This window comes from Neotabrizicola shimadae (assembly GCF_019623905.1).
GTDB lineage: Bacteria > Pseudomonadota > Alphaproteobacteria > Rhodobacterales > Rhodobacteraceae > Neotabrizicola > Neotabrizicola shimadae.
Map to the genome: position 1 here is coordinate 512,452 of NZ_CP069370.1, position 18,958 is coordinate 531,409.

Sequence of the window (18,958 nt, forward strand, 5' to 3'; positions counted from 1 at the left end):
TTGGCTCAGGCCGCTCGTTTCAGGCCTTCGCCTTTCGGGCGAGATTGGGCGCTTGGCATTTGCGAGTCAATATCAACCACTTGGCGGGCGATATTTCGCCGGATTCGGCGACGCCCGACGGGTCATTCCGCCCGGCCTACCAGCGCAGGACGACCGATCCCCAGGCCAGCCCGCCGCCGATGGCTTCCGTCACCAGCAGATCGCCTTCCTTGATCTGCCCGCGCGCTCGGCCCACCGAAAGCGCCAGCGGAATCGAGGCGGCCGAGGTGTTGCCGTGGTCCTGCACCGTCACCACCACCCGCTCCATCGGAACCTGCATCCGCCGGGCCGTGGCCTCAATGATGCGGATATTCGCCTGGTGCGGCACGATCCAGTCCACGTCCTCGCCCGACAGGCCCACCTTGTCCAGCGCGGCATGGGCGGTGGCGGCCAGTTTTTCCACCGCGTGGCGGAACACTTCCTTGCCCTGCATCCGCAGGTGGCCGACCGTGCCCTTCGACACGCCGCCATCGACATAAAGGATGTCGCGCTGCCGCCCGTCCGAATTCAGGTCAGCCGACAGGATGCCGCGGTCATCGGTCGTGCCCATGCCCTCCGCCGCCTCCAGCACTAGCGCCCCCGCGCCATCGCCGAACAACACGCAGGTGGACCGGTCGGTCCAGTCCATCAGCCGCGAGAATGTCTCGGCCCCGATCACCAGCGCCCGCTTCGCCTGGCCCGACAGAATCAGCGCATTCGCCGTGGACAGCGCAAAGACGAACCCGGCGCACACGGCCTGCACGTCGAAGGCAAAGCCCCGCGTCATGCCAAGGCCCGCCTGCACCATCGTGGCGGCCGAAGGAAAGGTCAGGTCCGCGGTCGAGGTCGCCAATACGATGACGTCGATGTCATCGGGCTCAAGCCCCGCATCGGCCAGCGCGGCCTGCGCGGCCCGGATCGCCAGATCCGATGTCGTCTGCCCCTCAGCGGCAAAGTGGCGCCGCTCGATGCCCGAGCGCGTGCGGATCCACTCGTCCGAGGTTTCCACGATCTGCTCGAATTCGGCATTCGGCACGATGCGCTCGGGCAGATAGTGCCCGACGCCCCTTACAACGGCGCGTGTCGTCATTGCCCCGATCCGACCCCCAACCCACTTGCGGACCCATTGTCAGGGCTCCCCTCCGCGCCGGCATCCTGCCCCGCGCGCATGGTGGATGCAACCCGCGCCGCCAGCCGCTCGCGGAAGCCCGACCGCGCCAGCTGGCAGGCCAGCCCGATCGCCGCCGCCACACCTGTCGCATCCGAGGCGCCGTGCGACTTCACCACCGTGCCGTTCAGCCCCAGGAACACCCCGCCGTTCACCCGCCGCGGGTCGATCCGCACCTGCAACCGTTTCAGCGACGTCAGCGCCAGCAGCGCGGCGATCTTCGACAGGAAGGTCGCCGCGAAGGCTTCTCGCAGGAAATCCGAAATCAGCTTGGCCGTGCCCTCGCCGGTCTTCAGCGCGATGTTGCCGGTGAAGCCGTCGGTCACGATCACATCGACACGCGACCCCGGAATGTCGCCGCCCTCGACGAATCCCACAAAGTCGAAGGCCCCCGCCTCGGCCGCCGCCGCGATGCGGTCATGCGCCAGCTTCATCTCGGCCCGGCCCTTGTGCTCTTCGGTGCCCACGTTCAGCAGGCCCACGCGCGGCCGTGCCAGCCCCAGCCCGATGCGCGCATAGGATGCCCCCATCGAGGCGTATTGCAGCAGGTCCTCGGCATCCGCCTTGATGTCGGCACCCACGTCCAGCATCACGTTGAACCCGCCGGGATTGCGCGAGGGCCACAGGCAGGCGATGGCGGGGCGGTTGATTCCCGGCAGGCGGCGCAGGCGGATCAGGCTCACCGCCATCAGGGCGCCGGTATTGCCGCAGCTCACGGCAACGCTGGCCTCGCCCTGCTTCACCGCGTCGATGGTAGCCCACATCGAGGTGGCCTGACCATGCCGCATCACCTGGCTCGGCTTGTCGGTCATCGCCACGACCTGGGCCGCATGGCGCAGTGTGACGCGCCCAGACAGTCCGGCCTGCCGCGCCACCAGCGGCGTCAGCACCGCCACGTCGCCGTGCAGCAGGAAGTCGGCGTCAGGATTGTCGCGCGCAGATGCAACAAGACCGGCAACCACCGCTGCCGGCCCGCGATCTCCGCCCATGGCATCGACCGATACAACGATTCGCGCTGACTCTGCGGCCGCCGTCTGAACGCTGTCCTGCGTCATGATGCGCCGCGGTCAGGCGAGGCGGCTTACGCCGCGTCCTCGTCCAGATCGACCGCAGCCGTCGCCACGACTTCGCGGGCGTCATAGTGGCCGCAGGCGCCGCACACGTGGTGCGGGCGCTTCAGCTCGCCGCAGTTCGGGCATTCGGCCGGGTTGCCAGCCACCAGCGCGTCATGGGCGCGGCGCATGTTCCGGCGGGACCGGGTAACTCGGTTCTGGGGGACAGCCATGTCTCAACCTCGTGTTCGGGGACTGGCCCCTGATTTCCCTGGATCGGCAAGCATGTCGGGCGCCAACGATAAAGACGCCCCGAACGGCCCGCCGGACCCGTGACAGGGCGCGATACATACTCGGATTCGCCGCGCGCGCAAGTCCCTTTCTGCCCGCAATCGCCTGTCTGCCGCGGCGTTTCTCAGCCCTCTCCCTCGGGCTTGGCCAGCTTGTCTTTCAGCGCCGCCAGCCCCGAGAAGGGGCGCAGATCCTCGTCGCGCAGGGGGGCCGCGCCGGGCGGGCCGAACACCGCCTCGCCCAGATCCACGCCCTCGGCCCGCGGATAAAGGGGCAGCGCCAGCGCCAGCGCCTCCATCGCCACCACGCCCAGGTCGATCATGTCGGGCAGGGGCTCGGCCGTATCGTCCTCGGGCATCTCCACCTCGTCGCCCTCGGGCTCGGCCCAGTCGTCCAGATAGCGCCGCGCCACCGTCTCCTCCACATGGGCCGGCACCGGCGCCAGCGTCACCGAACAGGGTTGCACCGCATCGGCCACAAGCCGCGCCTCAAGCTCCAGATCCTTGCGACCCACCGGCCGCAACTCGCCCGCAAACCGCAGCGCCGGCAGGTCCAGAAGGCCAAGCGCTTTCGCCACCGCCGCACGCTCCTCGGCCCCCGGCGCAAGGTCAAAGGCAAAGGCGCGCTTGCCCGGCAGGCTGCCGGTTCGGACGGGATGGCTGAAAGGCTGCGCGTTCATGGTCTTCCTCGCTCGTTCCGCGCGGTTCCCGTGCCGGGAACCGCCGTCCTGGGGCGGCCACCCTTGATCCGGGCCGCGACCTTCTGTTAAGGCCAAGGGCAACGGGCCGCTGGCCCGCCCGCCACTGCCCGTCGCATACGGTGCCCGCCAAAGCCTGACAAGGCCCGGCGGTCCCAGGGCCGGCCGGGACTGGCAATGGGAGTGGACGTTGAGGATCAAGGCAAGGGCAGTTCGGGCCGCGGCGGTCGGTCTCTTCCTTGCCACGGCGGCATGTGCGCCGGTCTACAACAACCACGGCTATGTGCCGACAGATCAGGAACTTGCCCAGATCCAGATCGGCACCGAACGCGACAAGGTGCAGGAAATCCTGGGCCGTCCCTCCGCCGAAGGCATGTTGAACGCCGATGCCTGGTACTATGTGCAGGGCCGCTGGAAGCTCACGGGAATCAACGCCCCGCGTGAGATCGACCGCGAAGTCGTGGCCATCTCCTTCGATCCCGGCGGCCGCGTCACCAACATCGAACGCTTCGGGGTCGAGAATGGCCGCGTCGTCGTCCTGTCGCGCCGTGTCACGACGACGAACATCCAGGGCAGCTCGGCCGTGAAGCAGATTTTCGGCAACATCGGCCGCCTCGACGCCGCCGATCTGCTGCAGTGATCCAGGCCCCAGGCCGGGATGCCCCGGCCCGAAGGCCCGCCGGTCACGCTTCGGGGTCGAACTTCAGCGCCACGCCGTTGATGCAATAGCGCAGCCCCGTGGGCGCCGGCCCGTCGGGAAAGACATGGCCCAGATGCGCGTCGCAGCGGTTGCAATGCACCTCGGTCCGCCGCATGAAATGGCTGGTGTCCAGGCTCTCGCCGATGACGCTTTCATCCAGCGGCGCAAAGAACGACGGCCAGCCGCAGCCCGCATCGAACTTCGTCTCCGCATCGAACAGGGGCGCCCCGCAGCAGGTGCAGCGATATGTGCCCGGATCCTCGGGAAAATCGTCATGGGTGAAGGGCCGCTCCGTCGCGTGCTCGCGTGTCACCCGATAGGCCAGGTCGTCCAGTTGCGCGCGCCACTCCGCTTCGGTCTTGATCACCTTGTCCATTGCCAGCCGTTCCCTTCCACCTTCGCATTCCTGTCCGCAGGCCGTCACTTGCCCGTCGTGCATCCACAGGGATAATGGGCATCGCGTGCGGCTTTCGCCAGTCGCGCGATGAGAGGTATGATGCACGAGCTTCGCAAGGGCCGTCTCTGCGCCCGCCGCGCCGTCACCGACCCGGATCTCCTGTCCGCGCAGCGCCTGCGGCACCTGTGCTTCCGTGGCGTTGACGGGATCGACAGCGACAGCTTTGACGCCACCGCCCAGCACTGGCTGATCGAAGACCAGCAGGGCGCGCTGCTCGCCTGCTTCCGGCTTATCCCCGTGACCACGCCCGAACACCTGGCCGCCAGCTACTCGGACCGCTTCTTCGATCTCGCTCCGATGGCCGACCTGGCCTTCCCGATGCTGGAGCTTGGCCGATTCTGCATCCGACCCGATGTGGCCGATCCCGATGTGCTGCGCCTCGCCTGGGGCGCGCTGGCCGGGGTGGTGGATGACCTCGGCGCCGGCGTACTTTTCGGCTGCACCAGCTTCCGCGGGGCAGACCCTGCGCGCCATCGCCCGGCGCTGTCGGCCCTCGCCGGCGCACATCTCGGCCCGGCCGCCCACCGCCCCCAGGCGCGCGGCGATGCCGTGCCGCTGCCGCCCGGCCCGCCCGCCGATCCCCGCGCCGCGCTGGCCGGCCTGCCCACGCTTCTGCGCACCTATCTCGGCATGGGCGGATGGGTGGCAGACCGCGCCGTGCCCGACCCCGATCTCGACACGCTGGTCGTCTTCACCGCCGTTGAAATCGCCGCCATCCCGCCCGCGCGCGCCCGCGCGTTGCGCGCCATTGCCAGCGCCGAGAATTTCGCCGCCGCTTGAGCGCGATCAAGGCGCCGATCCTCCAACCGGTGCAGGTTTCATCTCCGAGAGCGGAGGAGGATGCCATGCACCGCAAGTCTGATCCCGAGATGCCCGCCGGCGGCCCCGATCTCTGGCGAAACGGTGGCGATCAGTCCCGCCAAGCACCACACGGGCTCCGCCGCGCCATCGTCTTTGCCCTGGCCTTCGCGGCTGCGACGCTCGCCCTGACCGGCGCCGCTGCTTCGGCGGCGCAGGGCCGCTGCGGCCTGGGGGCCGAGGCCATCTGGGACCGCGCCGCGCCCTCCGTGGTCGAGGTCTTCGCCCTGGGAATCGACCCCTACCGCGTGAACGACCGGGTCCGCCCGGTCTTCGGCTCGGGCACGATCCTGCCCGACGGGCTGGTCCTGACCAACGCGCATGTCGTGGAGGGCGCGAAGGTCATCATCGTTTTCGTGGGGGAAGACTCCTGGGACGCGGGCATCGTCGGCTCCGACAACGAGCTTGACCTGGCCCTCCTGCGTCTGGTCGATGACCAGTCCGCGGGCCCGCCGCTCGAACTCGCGCCGCTTGACAGCCTGCACCCAGGCCAGACCGCCTTTGCCATCGGCTTCCCGCTCGGCCTGGGCAAGACCATCAGCCATGGCATCGTCACCGGCATCGGGCGGGTTCTGCACGATTCCACCCTGTCCTGGCTGGAACCCATGCTTCAGACCGATGCCGCGGTGAATCCCGGCAATTCCGGCGGGCCCCTGCTCGATGACTGCGGCCGCGTGATCGGGCTTGTCAGCCGCACCTCCAACCCCGCGCTCGGCGAAGACATCGGCTTTGCCGTGCCGGTCTCGGTTCTGGCCGAGGTGCTGCCCGAACTGGCCCGCACCGGCCGCATCAGCCGGCCCTGGCACGGACTTTACGGCCAGATGGTCACGCCACCGATTCTCTACATGATCGGCGCCCCGCCCGAAGCGATGTACGGCCTCACCGGATTCCTGATCGAGACGGTCGAACCGGGCAGCGCCGCCGACATCGCGGGCCTCAGGGGCGGCGACCTGCCCGTGCAGCTGGGGGGCCTCAGCGTCATCATCGGCGGCGACATCATCACCGCAGTGGACGGCAGGCCGGTCGACACACTCGACAACGCGCTCGACATCGTGCGCGGGCTGAAGGTCGGGCAAGAGATCACGGTGGACCTCCTGCGCGACGGCGAGCCGATCACCGTCACGGTCACGCTGCCGGAACGCCCGCCCCGCCCGACGAACGGGACCGGGGATTGATCCCTCTGCCGCCCGTTGACGCCGCGCGCCGGCCCGCATAACCCCCGCGCATGGCGCGCGCACCCCTTCTCCAGCTTTCCGGCATCTCGCTGACCTTCGGCGGCAATCCCCTGTTCGACGGCCTCTCGCTGGTCGTCCAGCCCGGCGACCGGGTCGCCCTCGTGGGCCGCAACGGCTCGGGCAAGTCCACGCTGATGAAGGTGATGGCCGGCCTCGTCGAACCCGACCGGGGCGAACGTGTCGTCCCCGCCGGAACCTCCATCGGCTACATGGAGCAGGATCCCGACCTGTCCGGCTTCGCCACGCTTGGCGACTACGCCGCCGCCGGCCTGCCCGCCGATGAATCCTGGCGCGTCGCCGCCGCGGGCGAGGGGCTTGGCTTCCGCCCCGATGCCCCCGTGGCCACCGCCTCAGGCGGCGAACGCCGCCGCGCCGCGCTGGCCCGCCTCATGGCGCAGGCGCCCGACGTGATGCTGCTGGACGAGCCCACCAACCACCTCGACATCGCCGCCATCGAATGGCTGGAAGCCCAGCTTCAGGCCACCCGCGCCGCGGTCGTCCTCATCTCGCACGACCGCGCCTTCCTCAAGGCGCTCACGAAGGCCACCCTCTGGATCGACCGCGGCGAGGTCCGCCGTCGCGAATCCGGCTTCGACGGCTTCGAGGAATGGCGCGAAACCGTCTGGGCCGAGGAAGACGAGGCCCGCCACAAGCTCGACCGCAAGATCAAGGCCGAGGCGAAATGGGCCGTCGAAGGCATCTCTGCCCGCCGCAAGCGCAACCAGGGACGCGTCCGCGCCCTGGCCGCGCTGCGCGCCGAACGTGCCGCGCAAATCCGCCGCCAGGGCACCGCCGCGCTGGAACTGGACGCCGGCCCCACCTCCGGCAAGCGCGTGATCGAGGCGAAGGGCCTGACCAAGAGCTTCGGCGAACTGCCCATCGTCAGGAACCTCGACCTCCGCGTCATGCGCGGCGACCGCGTGGCCTTCGTCGGCCCCAACGGTGTGGGCAAGACCACGCTCCTGCGCCTCCTCACCGGCGAGACCCCGCCGGATGCGGGCACCGTCACCCTCGGCACCAACCTGGAGATCGCCGTCTTCGACCAGGCCCGCGCCCGGCTCGACCCCGAAGCGACGCTCTGGGACAGCCTGACGAACGATCCCCTTATGCGCGTCTCCGGCTCCTCCGACCAGGTCCTGGTGCGCGGCCAGCCCCGCCATGTGGTGGCCTACCTCAAGGACTTCCTCTTCGACGACGCCCAGGCCCGCGCCCCCGTCAAATCCCTCTCGGGCGGCGAACGCGCGCGGCTTCTCATGGCCAAGGTCATGGCGCAGCCCTCGAACCTCCTCATCCTGGACGAGCCCACCAACGACCTCGACGTCGAAACCCTTGATCTCCTGCAGGACGTGCTGGGAGAGTTCGACGGCACCGTCCTCCTCGTCTCGCACGACCGCGATTTCATCGACCGCGTGGCCACCCAGACCGTCGCGATGGAGGGTCAGGGCCGCGTCACCGTCTATCCCGGCGGCTGGTCCGACTACATGGCGCAGCGCCCCGCCGCGTCCGACCCCGCACCGGCACCTGCCAACCGCCCCGCAAAGCCCGCGGAAACGCCGCCCCCCGCCCGCAAGGCCGATGGCCTCAGCTTCACCGAAAAGAAGCGCCTCGCCGAACTTCCCGACCTCATCGCCCGGCTGGAAGCCGAAATCGGCAAGCTCGCCCAGCTTCTGGAAAGCCCCGACCTCTTCACGAAAGAGCCGGTGAAGTTCCGCAAGGCCTCCGAGATGCTGGCCGACCGCCAGGCGGCCCTTTCAGCCGCCGAAGAGGAATGGCTCGACCTCGAAACCCGCGCCGGGGGCTGATCCCGGCAGGAACTGGCCGATCTGTCGCTCACGATCGGCCAAAATCCGCTGCGATCAACGGGTTGTCCCGCTCACATCGCCGTGTGGCCGGTTGTGCTGCGCCTGCAAAGGGACCATCTCACGCGGGGTTGGGCGCCTCCGCATCCCCGCGGAACAGAATGCGCCCGATGACAAATCCGAGGACGAGGAGTCTGAGAATGAAGATGATGATTGCGTCGGTGCTTGGTGCCGCGATGATTTCCCCGGTCGCTGCGTTCGCCGGTGGCATGGCCGCCCCCGTGACCGAGCCGGTCGTGGCCCCGGTCGCCGTGGTCGTCGATGTCACCCCCGACTGGACCGGCTTCTACGGCGGTGCCCAGCTTGGCTATGGCTCGATCAATTCGACCGATGGCGTGGCCGACGGCAATGGCGGTCTTGGCGGCGTGATGGCCGGCTACCGTTATGACTTCGGGACCTTCATCACCGGTATCGAAGGCGACTACAGCTGGTCGAACATCAATCTGGGCGACAACCACGACGGATCGCTCGACGCGCTCTATCACATCAAGCTGCAGGCCGGTGCCGATCTCGGCCAGGCTTTCCTCTACGGCACCGCCGGTTGGGCCGGGGCCGAGGGCAACTTCAACGGCCAGAACGACTCGGTCAACGGCTGGGTCGCCGGTGTGGGCGCCGACTATGACATGGGCAACAACTGGACCCTGGGCGCCGAAGTTCTCTACAACAGCTTCGACGACGTGGCCGGCACCGACGTGAACGCCGATGCCACCACGCTCATGCTGCGCGCGGCCTACCGCTTCTGATCCGGCATCCGCCGGCAGGGCGGGGGCGGGGGGAAACCTCCGCCCCTTCTCTCTTGGTTGCCTCAACCGAGTGTTGCCTGCACCTTCTTCGGCAACCCGGCCCGGATGATCCGGTACGAAGTCTCCAGCCGCTCGCGCAATTCGTCCTCGGGCACGATCCCCCAGGGCAGCCGCACCCAGCTTGCATGCAGATAGGGCGCCTTCACGCCCCGCCCCATCTCGATCACCAGCCGCGCTGTCTCCACATCGGTGCATTTCACCGAAACGCCGTGGTCCTCCATCGCGCCCACCACGGCAAACATCTTGCCCCCCACCTTCCAGCAGTCATGCCCCCCGCCCCAGGGGTCGGAGACCTCCGCCCCCGGCAGGGCGGCACAGATGGCATGAACGAAGGCGCGGCTCATGGGCGTAGCCTGCCAGAAATCCCCGCGCTTGGAAACGATCCCCCGATCTGCCGCCCAATCGCCTCAATATGGCAAAAATCCTGCCCGGTTCAGCGCCTAGCTTGCCCTCCAAGCGCCGGTTCGACCGGCCAACGGAGAATGTCATGACCCTTTCGCGCCGCACGCTCGTGCTGTCCACCCTCTCTCTCACGCTGCTCGGGGGCTGCACCAGCTTCCGCACCTGGTACCAGGATCCGGTCCCCGCCGATGTGTCGCGGGGCTGGCGCGTGGTCGATGTGCGTGTCTCCGTGCCGCAATCTCTGGTGGTCAGCGAGGAAAAGTCCCTCATGCCCAAGGCCGACATCGTCTGGCGCGAGGATCCGGCCACCGGCGACCGTCACGATCAGGTGGCGGTCATCGTCCGCAACGCGGCGAAGAAGGGCGCGGCGGGCCTTCACGGGTCGCGCCCGGTCTATCTCGACCTGACCGTCACCCGTTTCCACGCCCTGACCTTCGAGGCTGAAACCCGCCTGTCCAGCTCGGGCGTCCACAACATCGACTTCATCGCCCAGGTGGTCGACGCCCGCTCCGGCCAGGTGCTGTTCGGACCCGAGAAGATCGAGGCCGCCCTTCCCGCGCTTTCCGGCGCACAGATGCGCGCCGCCCGTGACCGCGGCGAGACGCAGAAGTCGCAGATCAGCGCGCATCTGTCGCGCACCATCGCCAGCTGGCTTGGCGTCGGCCCCGATGTCCGCGGCGGTTTCACCCGCAACGGCATCTGACTTTTCCCTTCCCGTCATGGCCCGCAAACGCTAGAAGGCGGGCCATGACTCGCAACGGGCTCATCGGCATCTGCTGCATTACCGGCTGACTTCGTCAGGCGGGCCCGTCCTTTCGCGCAATCGAAGCCGGTTCCCGCCCAGGGGCATCCAGGGAGAGGGAACATGGTCACGATCCGCCTGCACAACACGCTGACACGCCGGAAAGAGGTCTTCGAACCCCTCGATCCGATGAACGTGCGCATGTATGTCTGCGGCCCCACCGTCTATGACCGCGCCCATCTCGGCAACGGTCGCCCGGTGGTGGTGTTCGACACGCTGTTCCGGCTTCTGCGCCATGTCTACGGGCCGGATCACGTCACCTATGCCCGCAACTTCACCGACGTGGACGACAAGATCAACGCCGAGGCGCAGCGCAGGAAGGCGGCGGGCGCCCCCGGCACGCTGGAAGACCTGATCCGCGAACGCACCGAGGAAACCATCGCCTGGTATCACCAGGACATGGACGCGCTCGGCGCGCTGCGCCCCACCTTCGAGCCGCGCGCGACGGATTACATCGGCGCCATGCAGGCGATGATCTCCGACCTCATCGCCAGCGGTCACGCCTATGCCGCGGAAGGCCACGTCCTCTTCCGCGTCCGCTCCTATGCCGGATACGGCCGCCTCTCGGGCCGGTCGGTCGATGACATGATCGCCGGAGCCCGCGTCGAGGTCGCGCCCTTCAAGGAAGACCCGATGGACTTCGTGCTGTGGAAACCCTCCGACGAGGGCCTTCCCGGCTGGGACAGCCCCTGGGGCCGCGGCCGCCCCGGCTGGCACATCGAATGCTCGGCCATGTCCTACGAACTCTTCGGCCCCGCCTTCGACATCCACGGCGGCGGCATCGACCTCCAGTTTCCGCACCACGAAAACGAAATCGCCCAATCCTGCTGCGCCCACCCCTCCGCCGGCTTCGCTAAGGTCTGGATGCACAACGAGATGCTGCAGGTCGAGGGCAAGAAGATGTCGAAGTCGCTCGGCAACTTCTTCACCGTGCGCGATTTGCTGGACCAGGGCCATCCGGGCGAGGTGATCCGCTTCGTCTACCTCGGCACGCACTACTCCAAGCCGATGGACTGGACGGCAGAGAAGGCGGCTCAGGCGAAGGCGACGCTGACGAAGTGGCGCGAGATCACCGCCGCGGCAGGGCAGGGCGCACCCTCCGATGCCGTCATCGCCGCGCTGGCCGATGACCTGAACACCGCCGGCGCCATCGCCGAACTGCACGCCCTCGCGGCTGCTGGCGATGCCGGCACGCTGAAGGCCTCCGCTGCCCTGCTCGGGCTTCTGGAGGACGGCATGGGTGGCTGGCTGGACACCGGGGTTGACCTCGCGCCGCTCGCTGCACGCCTTGCCGACCTCCGCGAAGCCGCCAAGGCTACCAAGGACTTCGCCGCCGTGGACGCGCTCAAATCCGCCCTCATCGCAGCGGGGGTCGAGGTCCGCATGTCCAAGGACGACGTGGAGCTCCGCCCCGGCCCCGATTTCGATGCCGCCAAGCTGGAGCCGCTCAGGTGACGTCGGCGCCCCTCGTTTCTCCGGCAGCCTCGCCCGAGGCCATCGCCTCGGGCGCCTCGACCGGCTTCAGCCAGACCGCCCGTGCGCCCCGCGCACGGGCCGCGACTGCCCCCCGCAGGGCAGTCGCGCAAGCGCGACCGCCGGGGCAGCCGCGCCCCGTGCCCAACCGTCTGGAGAAATCGGACAACCCCTTGGCGATTTGTCGCCAAATCGCCAACGCGCGGGGTCCGGGTCCACTGGACCCGGCCCTGACCCGCGCGGCCCACCATCCCAGGCGCAGCGCAGGCCCCTCGCGCCTCCCCTCCCCCTTGTGGGGGGCGAGGCACTGCCTTGCCGAGGGGGAGGGGGGCCGTCCGCCCCTGTCCACCCCTCGGACAATCCTTAAGTCCAAGTTAATCCGCCCGCGCAACCCGTTGATTTTCCTCACCCGCCCAAGGTGTCCGAGCTCGGACGCCCAGACCCAGGCCCGCCCATGACCCCCGAGCGCCTCTATCTCTTCGACACCACCCTCCGCGACGGCCAGCAGACCCAGGGCGTCCAGTTCTCGGCCACCGAGAAGGCCCAGATCGCCCGCGCCCTCGATGCCCTGGGGGTCGACTACATCGAAGGCGGCTGGCCCGGCGCCAACCCCACCGACAGCGAATTCTTCCGCGCCGCCCCCCAGACCCGCGCCACCCTCACCGCCTTCGGCATGACCGCCCGCATCGGCCGCTCGGCCCAGAACGACGACGTCCTCGCCGCGGTCCTCGACGCCCAAACCCCGGCCGTCTGCCTCGTCGGCAAGACCCACGACTTCCACGTCACCACGGCCCTGGGCGCCACGCTCGACGAAAACCTCGCCGCCATCTCCGCCTCCATCGCCCACACCGTGGCGAAGGGCCGCGAAACCCTCTTCGACGCCGAACACTTCTTCGACGGCTACCGCGCCAACCCGGCCTATGCCCTGGCCTGCCTGAAGGCCGCCCACACCGCCGGCGCCCGCTGGATCGTCCTGTGCGACACCAACGGCGGCACCCTCCCCGAAGAGGTCGGCCGCATCACGGCGGAGGTCATCGCCGCCGGCATCCCCGGCAGCCACCTCGGCATCCACTGCCACGACGACACCGGCAACGCGGTCGCCAACTCGCTGGCCGCCGTCCTCGCCGGCGCCCGCCAGATCCAGGGCACGCTGAACGGCCTGGGCGAACGCTGCGGCAATGCCAACCTGACCACCCTGATCCCGACGCTCCTGCTGAAGGAACCCTTCGCCAGCCGTCTGCACACCGGCGTCACCCCGCAGGCGCTCGCCGGCCTCACCCGCACCAGCCGCCTCCTCGACGACATCCTGAACCGAGTGCCCCTGCGCAGCGCGCCCTACGTCGGCGCCTCGGCCTTCGCCCACAAGGCGGGGCTCCACGCCAGCGCCATCCTCAAGGACCCCTCGACCTACGAACACATCGACCCCGGCCTGGTCGGCAACGCCCGGCTGATCCCGATGTCGAACCAGGCTGGCCAGTCGAACCTGCGCGCCCGCCTCTCCGCAGCCGGCATCGAGGTCGCGCCCGGCGATCCCCGCCTCGCCCGCATCCTCGACAGCATCAAGGAGCGCGAGGACCAGGGTTATGCCTATGACGGCGCCCAGGCCTCCTTCGAACTCCTCGCCCGGCGCGAACTCGACCTCTGCCCCGAATTCTTCGAGGTCAAGCGCTACCGCGTCACGGTCGAGCGCCGGAAGAACAAGTACAACCAGATGGTCAGCCTCTCCGAAGCCGTGGTGGTGGTGAAGCTCGGCGACAAGAAGGTCATGTCCGTCTCGGACAGCATGGATGAAACCGGCCATGACCGCGGCCCCGTCAATGCGCTGGCCAAGGCGCTGGCCAAGGATCTCGGCCCCTACCAGGCCGCCATCGACGACATGAAGCTCGTGGACTTCAAGGTCCGCATCACCCAAGGCGGCACCGAGGCCACCACCCGCGTCATCATCGACAGCGAGGATGGCCAGGGCCACCGCTGGTCCACCGTCGGCGTCAGCCCCAACATCGTGGACGCCAGCTTCGAGGCCCTGCTCGACGCCATCACCTGGAAACTGATCCGCGACCAGGGCCAGCCGGTGCCGCGGTGAGCCTCGACGCCTGCGCCCGCCTGGTCGAACAGGGCGATCCCGACCGCTTCGCAGCCGTCATGGCCGCACCGTTGGCCGCGCGCGCCAGGCTCCTTCCGCTTTACGCCTATAACCTCGAAATCGCCCGCGCCCCCTGGGTTGCCTCGGAACCGATGATCGCCGAGATGCGCCTGCAATGGTGGCGCGACGTGCTGGAAGACCCCACCCGCCGCGCGCATGAGGTTGCCGGCCCGCTGCACGACCTCATCCGCGAGGCCGCGCTGCCTGTCGACGTTCTGGACCGCATGGCCGCCGCCCGCCGGTGGGACGTCTGGCGCGAGCCCTTCGAGGATCGCGCCGCCTTCGACGCCTATCTTGACGACACCGCCGGCGGCCTGATGTGGCTCGCCGCGCGCGCCACCGGCGCCCCGCCCGAAGCCGAACCCGCCGCCCGCGCCCTTGGGCAGGCTTCTGGCCTCGCCAACTTCCTGCGCGCCGTCCCCGATCTCGTGGCCCGCGGCCGCCAGCCGCTCCTCGACGATAGCCCCGTCGCGCTCGCCGCACTCGCCCGCGAAGGCCTCGCCCGGCTGGAACAGGCCCGCCCATCCCGCCGCCAGATCGGTCCCGCCGCGCTGGCCGCCTGGCAGGCCGCGCCCCTCCTGCGCCAGGCCGCGGCCGAGCCCGCCCGCATCACGCAAGGTCAGCTTGCCCTGTCCGAATTCGCCCGCCGGGGAAGGCTGCTCTGGGTGGCGACGACGGGGCGGTGGTAGGTTGCGCCAGACCGCGCGCCGCTGGAACCTGGCGATGCCGCGGGGTGCGGCCCGACACACCGTCCCATTGTTGTGCGGCGCGCTCTCTTGTGAGGTTGGGTTCTTCGAAACGCCCGCCGGGCGGTGCACAGTGTCATCTGATCCGGCGGTCCAACTGGCGCGGGCCTCCTGGCACGTCGCCTCGGACAAATCTTAAGTCCAAGTTAATTCGCCTTGGCAACCCATTGGAATCATTGAGTCGGAAAAGCGTCCGAGCTCGGACGCCTCAGCCGGCCAGCCGTCCCCATAGGTCGTATTCCCCGGCCTCGTCCACCTCGACGGTCACGATGTCCCCCGGCGCCAGCCCCTCGAACCCCTCGTCGATGAAGAGGTTCCCGTCGATCTCGGGGGCATCGGCCTTGGTCCGGCAGGTGGCCCCGTCCTCGTCCACCTCGTCCACAATGACCTCCAGCCGCCGCCCCACCTTGGCGGCCAGCTTCGCCTCCGAGATGGCCTGGGCCTTCTCCATGAACCTCTGCCAGCGCTCCTCCTTGACCTCCTCCGGCACATGGTCCGGCAGGTCGTTGGACCGCGCCCCCTTCACGTTCTCATAGCGGAAGCACCCCACCCGGTCGAGCTGGGCCTCGTCCAGCCAGTCCAGCAGGGTCTGGAACTCCGCCTCCGTCTCGCCGGGGTAGCCCACGATGAAGGTGGACCGCAGCGTCAGGTCCGGGCAGGTCGCCCGCCAGGCGGCGATCTCGTCCAGGGTCTTCGCGGCGGCGGCCGGCCGGGCCATACGGAGGAGCGTGTCGGGGTGGGCGTGCTGGAAGGGGATGTCCAGGTAGGGCAGCACCAGCCCTTCAGCCATCAGCGGGATCAGGTCGCGGACATGGGGGTAGGGGTAGACGTAATGGAGCCGGGCCCATGCGCCGAGGCTGCCCAGGTCGCGGGCGAGGTCGGTGATATGGGCCCGGTGGCCGCGGTCGGTGGCGTGGCGCAGGTCCACGCCATAGGCCGAGGTATCCTGGCTGATGACCAGCAACTCCTTCACCCCCGCCGCCACCAGCTTCTCGGCCTCGCGGACCACGGCATGGGCCGGGCGGCTGACCAGCCGCCCGCGCATGTCGGGGATGATACAGAACCGGCAGGCGTGGTTGCAGCCTTCGGAAATCTTCAGGTAGCTGAAGTGGCGGGGGGTGAGGCGGATTCCGGAGGCAGGCAGGAGGTCGATGAAGGGGTCGGGCGCAGGGGGCACTGCGCCGTGGACTGCATCGAGGACGGCCTCGTACTGGTGGGGGCCGGTAACGGCCAGTACCTTGGGATGGGCGCCGGTGATGTACTCGGGCTCGGCGCCGAGGCAGCCGGTTACGATGACCCTGCCGTTGGCGGACAGGGCCTCGCCGATGGCGTCCAGGCTTTCGGCTCTGGCCGAGTCGAGGAAGCCGCAGGTGTTCACGATGACGGCGTCGGCGCCCTGGTAGTCGGGGGAGATGGCGTAGCCTTCGGCGCGCAGACGGGTCAGGATGCGTTCGCTGTCGACCAGGGCCTTGGGGCAGCCAAGGGAGACCATGCCGATGGTGGGCTGGCCCGGCCGACGGGTGTCGGGGACGAGCGGGCGGGCGAGGTCGGGGCGCAGGATCGGTGGGTTCTGGGACATGGACCCGGATATAGGGCTTTTCAGGTCGGACGGGTAGAGGGGCGTCCGAGCTCGGACGCCTATCGACATCAAATAAAATCAGTGGGTTGCGAGGTCGCATTAACCCGGCGGTAAGATTTGTCCGTGAATGGCCGCCACTTGGTCTGCCTTGAGAGCGCCGCGTCGGTCGATCCTTCGCCTTTGCCGAGGCAGGCCGGGTCGGGTGAGGCGAAGTCGATGGTGCGCCTCTTGTCTTGGTGCGTCCTTGTTCAAGGCACGAGGTGGCCCTTCCAGGAGGCAGTTTGAGCGGTGTCGCGGTCAGAGGCAAACAGGATAGAGCGCGACTTGCTTCGCAACATCATGACGTGGCCTGAATCGCAAGGCCAACTACATATGGGTGACTTGCATATCAGAAGTGGGAGCGGAATGAATGGCGCTATATGAAGCGCAATCTGATTGAATACGTCGCTCGAATTGAGTTTCTGTGACCATGTTATGCTGCATCTGCACTGTATTTGCAGGTGCAGAAAATTGCTTCTGGATGCTGGCGCCGTTCTGGAGAAACATGGCGGAAATAAGACACTTCGCGCTCACGGAACGAATCGGGCACTTTTCTCGCTTAAGATGAGTGGCAAACTGGCGGATTCTTTTTGGGTTGATTCGCGGTCCGTTGCTGATCTGATTAGTGGTTGATTCCCATGGACTCTTTCGAGTCAATTTGATCGCCGCGGACTCGGAGATTATCTGTTTTGGCGACCCGGCGAAAAGCGTGTATAGTCTAAAAGTCGACGCAATTAAGGCGCGACTGTGATGGCAATGTGCCCAATCGAAAGGTTCCCAAAATGTCAAATTACTGGCTCTGTGATCAAGGGATCGACCTCTGCAACCAAGAAATGGGTTGGCAGTACTTCGATCCGGAATGCGTTTTCTGGTCCCTGGAAGACCTTGACGCCTGCTGCGACTTCCTCACCCCCCTGGACACCGGCTACGGCTCGTTCACCATCGACAAGGTGAACAACCTGTACGGTTGGGGCCCGGAAGTTCTGATCGCTGCTGCGCTTGGCGGCGACGGCAATGACTTCTTCGACCTGAACGCCACGCTGGCTTCGCTGCCGAGCTGGTATGCCAATGCCGCCAACGGCACCATCGGCTTCACGCCGGTGATCCTGTGCGCCTTCGGCGGTGCCGGCGACGACACCATCACCGGTGCAGCGAACTCGGACACCATCTGGGGCGGCGACGGCAATGACGTTCTGAGCGGCCTGGGCGGGACCGACTTCCTGTTCGGCGAATGCGGCAACGACCGTCTGTCCGGTGGTGCCGGCAACGATATGGCCGATGGCGGCAAGGGCGACGACTATGTCGTCGGCGACGCGGGCAACGACCATCTGGCCGGCGGCGACGGCTCTGACGGCATGCTCGGCGGTGATGGCGACGATGTCATGCTGGGCGACAACTACCCGTACTACGGTGGCATTTCCGAGGGCATTTGCGACGGCAACGACCAAATGGACGGCGGCAAGGGCAAGGACATCATGTACGGCCAGGGTGGCGCGGACAAGATGAACGGCGGCGACGACTGCGACCAGATGGATGGCGGCAGCGGCAAGGACAACATGGTTGGCGGCAATGGCGACGACCTGATGTTCGGTGGTGCCGATTGCGACGTGCTGAACGGTGGCAACGGCAATGACCTGATGCTTGGCGGCGATGCCAACGACAGCCTCGTGGGCGGTGCCGGCGACGACTGGCTGACCGGCGGCAAGGGCAATGACATGCTCACCGGCGGTGTCGGCGACGATCACTTCGTGTTCTGCGAGACCTGCGGCTGCGGCGGCACGGACACGATCAAGGACTTCCAGTCCGACGACTACTACGATCAGATCGACCTTACCGCGCTGGAAAACCTGGACAATGTCAAGGTTCAGCTGGGTTCGAACGCCAACAAGGCCAACCTCATCCTGTGGTCTTGGGGCGACGACGGCGCCAAGGGCGGCGGCGACGACATCGAACTGGGCCGGATCATCGTCAATGGCGACGATGCCAAGGCGCTGTTCTCGGTCGATACCACCTACGGCACGGGCTACTACGACTATGTCCGCCTGAACGAGGGCGTGCAGGTCGACCTGCCGTCGGGTTCGGTGATCATCGAGAACTGGTTCGTCTGAGATGTCGCACCCCGCCGGACCCCAGCCCGGCGGGAGCATTCCGGGAGGAAGCGACGGGGGAGGGGGCGTGCCAAGCGCCCCTTCTTCCTGTTCACGACCCTGGATGCGCCCTTCTGCCGGTAGATGCCCAGGCAGGATTGCCCGACGCGGAGCTGGTCGTGCACAGAGCGGTGGCATTGTTGCCAGTCTGGCCGGCCGATCCACCAAGAGGTGCCTCCCGCGGCGGGTGACGATCGGCGTTGCCGGGTTCCGGGTGCCGAGTGCAGCGGCCTTCCAAGGCGCTCCGGTTCAGGGAACGTCGGGCCGGCTGATCACCAGTGGGGACCTTTGCGGGTGACGCATTCAGGCCCCGACCGGCGTTCGAGCCGCGTGCCATGGGAGCGACCCGAGGGGCTTGCCCCACAAGGGTGAGGCCGCGAGGGACCCGTCGTTCTGCCGGATGAAGGTTTGTACCCCGGGAATTTGTCGGGGTCTTGCGAGGCGGTGCCGGCCCTGGGCCGGACCGATGATTGAGACAGCACGGAGGTG

At 68.0% G+C, this 18,958-nt stretch carries 17 protein-coding genes; 10 read left to right on the top strand and 7 right to left on the bottom strand.

Features of this window, described 5'->3' with window-relative positions; translation table 11 throughout:
• Nucleotides 1–136 precede the first annotated feature (136 nt).
• The 4 genes from JO391_RS02435 to JO391_RS02450 all read right to left on the bottom strand — a co-directional run bounded on the left by JO391_RS02435 (nucleotide 137) and on the right by JO391_RS02450 (nucleotide 3,208).
• Nucleotides 137–1,108, bottom strand: a complete 972-nt coding sequence (locus JO391_RS02435; protein ID WP_220662621.1) for a beta-ketoacyl-ACP synthase III — start codon at nucleotides 1,106–1,108, stop codon at nucleotides 137–139.
• Nucleotides 1,105–2,241, bottom strand: a complete 1,137-nt coding sequence (plsX, locus tag JO391_RS02440) for a phosphate acyltransferase PlsX (RefSeq protein WP_220662622.1) — start codon at nucleotides 2,239–2,241, stop codon at nucleotides 1,105–1,107. The genes JO391_RS02435 and plsX overlap by 4 nt, the downstream gene beginning before the upstream one ends.
• A gap of 26 nt (nucleotides 2,242–2,267) precedes the next feature.
• Nucleotides 2,268–2,471 carry a 50S ribosomal protein L32 gene (gene rpmF, locus JO391_RS02445; RefSeq protein WP_220662623.1) on the bottom strand — a complete coding sequence of 68 codons (204 nt, stop codon included), beginning with the start codon at nucleotides 2,469–2,471 and terminating at the stop codon, nucleotides 2,268–2,270.
• 182 nt (nucleotides 2,472–2,653) lie between these two features.
• Nucleotides 2,654–3,208, bottom strand: a complete 555-nt coding sequence (locus tag JO391_RS02450) for a YceD family protein (RefSeq protein WP_220662624.1) — start codon at nucleotides 3,206–3,208, stop codon at nucleotides 2,654–2,656.
• Between the two features lie 208 nt (nucleotides 3,209–3,416).
• On the opposite strand from JO391_RS02450, the gene JO391_RS02455 reads away from it, so the two are divergent.
• A complete protein-coding gene (locus tag JO391_RS02455) occupies nucleotides 3,417–3,866 on the top strand; it encodes an outer membrane protein assembly factor BamE (RefSeq protein WP_220662625.1) in 450 nt (149 codons plus the stop codon).
• A gap of 43 nt (nucleotides 3,867–3,909) precedes the next feature.
• Here the strand turns inward: JO391_RS02455 and msrB are convergent, their stop codons facing one another.
• Nucleotides 3,910–4,302, bottom strand: coding sequence for a peptide-methionine (R)-S-oxide reductase MsrB (msrB, locus tag JO391_RS02460; RefSeq protein WP_220662626.1), 393 nt, complete (start codon nucleotides 4,300–4,302; stop codon nucleotides 3,910–3,912).
• A gap of 117 nt (nucleotides 4,303–4,419) precedes the next feature.
• On the opposite strand from msrB, the gene JO391_RS02465 reads away from it, so the two are divergent.
• The 4 genes from JO391_RS02465 to JO391_RS02480 all read left to right on the top strand — a co-directional run bounded on the left by JO391_RS02465 (nucleotide 4,420) and on the right by JO391_RS02480 (nucleotide 9,078).
• A complete protein-coding gene (locus JO391_RS02465; protein ID WP_259444803.1) occupies nucleotides 4,420–5,163 on the top strand; it encodes a GNAT family N-acetyltransferase in 744 nt (247 codons plus the stop codon).
• A 65-nt stretch (nucleotides 5,164–5,228) separates the two neighbouring features.
• Nucleotides 5,229–6,416 (top strand): S1C family serine protease, encoded by a 1,188-nt coding sequence (locus tag JO391_RS02470; protein WP_220662627.1) that lies wholly within the window; start codon nucleotides 5,229–5,231, stop codon nucleotides 6,414–6,416.
• A 50-nt stretch (nucleotides 6,417–6,466) separates the two neighbouring features.
• Nucleotides 6,467–8,278 carry an ABC-F family ATP-binding cassette domain-containing protein gene (locus JO391_RS02475; RefSeq protein ID WP_220662628.1) on the top strand — a complete coding sequence of 604 codons (1,812 nt, stop codon included), beginning with the start codon at nucleotides 6,467–6,469 and terminating at the stop codon, nucleotides 8,276–8,278.
• A gap of 197 nt (nucleotides 8,279–8,475) precedes the next feature.
• Entirely contained in the window at nucleotides 8,476–9,078 is a 603-nt protein-coding gene (locus JO391_RS02480) for an outer membrane protein (RefSeq protein ID WP_259444804.1), read from the top strand.
• A 62-nt stretch (nucleotides 9,079–9,140) separates the two neighbouring features.
• On the opposite strand, the gene JO391_RS02485 is transcribed toward JO391_RS02480, so the two are convergent.
• Nucleotides 9,141–9,482, bottom strand: a complete 342-nt coding sequence (locus JO391_RS02485) for an MmcQ/YjbR family DNA-binding protein (protein ID WP_220662629.1) — start codon at nucleotides 9,480–9,482, stop codon at nucleotides 9,141–9,143.
• Nucleotides 9,483–9,625: 143 nt separating this feature from the next.
• Between JO391_RS02485 and JO391_RS02490 the strand changes: the two genes are divergently transcribed.
• The 4 genes from JO391_RS02490 to JO391_RS02505 all read left to right on the top strand — a co-directional run bounded on the left by JO391_RS02490 (nucleotide 9,626) and on the right by JO391_RS02505 (nucleotide 14,647).
• Nucleotides 9,626–10,243 carry a DUF6778 family protein gene (locus JO391_RS02490; protein WP_220662630.1) on the top strand — a complete coding sequence of 206 codons (618 nt, stop codon included), beginning with the start codon at nucleotides 9,626–9,628 and terminating at the stop codon, nucleotides 10,241–10,243.
• A gap of 162 nt (nucleotides 10,244–10,405) precedes the next feature.
• Nucleotides 10,406–11,797 carry a cysteine--tRNA ligase gene (cysS, locus tag JO391_RS02495; RefSeq protein ID WP_220662631.1) on the top strand — a complete coding sequence of 464 codons (1,392 nt, stop codon included), beginning with the start codon at nucleotides 10,406–10,408 and terminating at the stop codon, nucleotides 11,795–11,797.
• 472 nt (nucleotides 11,798–12,269) lie between these two features.
• A complete protein-coding gene (gene cimA / locus JO391_RS02500; RefSeq protein WP_220662632.1) occupies nucleotides 12,270–13,898 on the top strand; it encodes a citramalate synthase in 1,629 nt (542 codons plus the stop codon).
• Nucleotides 13,895–14,647 (top strand): squalene/phytoene synthase family protein, encoded by a 753-nt coding sequence (locus JO391_RS02505; protein ID WP_220662633.1) that lies wholly within the window; start codon nucleotides 13,895–13,897, stop codon nucleotides 14,645–14,647. The genes cimA and JO391_RS02505 overlap by 4 nt, the downstream gene beginning before the upstream one ends.
• Before the next feature lie 265 nt (nucleotides 14,648–14,912).
• On the opposite strand, the gene rimO is transcribed toward JO391_RS02505, so the two are convergent.
• The gene (rimO, locus tag JO391_RS02510; RefSeq protein WP_220662634.1) at nucleotides 14,913–16,283 is read right to left on the bottom strand and encodes a 30S ribosomal protein S12 methylthiotransferase RimO; all 1,371 of its coding nucleotides are present in this window, start codon (nucleotides 16,281–16,283) and stop codon (nucleotides 14,913–14,915) included.
• A gap of 872 nt (nucleotides 16,284–17,155) precedes the next feature.
• Here rimO and JO391_RS02515 point away from each other — a divergent pair.
• Complete coding sequence (locus JO391_RS02515; protein WP_220662635.1) at nucleotides 17,156–18,430, top strand: calcium-binding protein; 1,275 nt, start codon at nucleotides 17,156–17,158, stop codon at nucleotides 18,428–18,430.
• The last annotated feature ends 528 nt before the right edge of the window (nucleotides 18,431–18,958 follow it).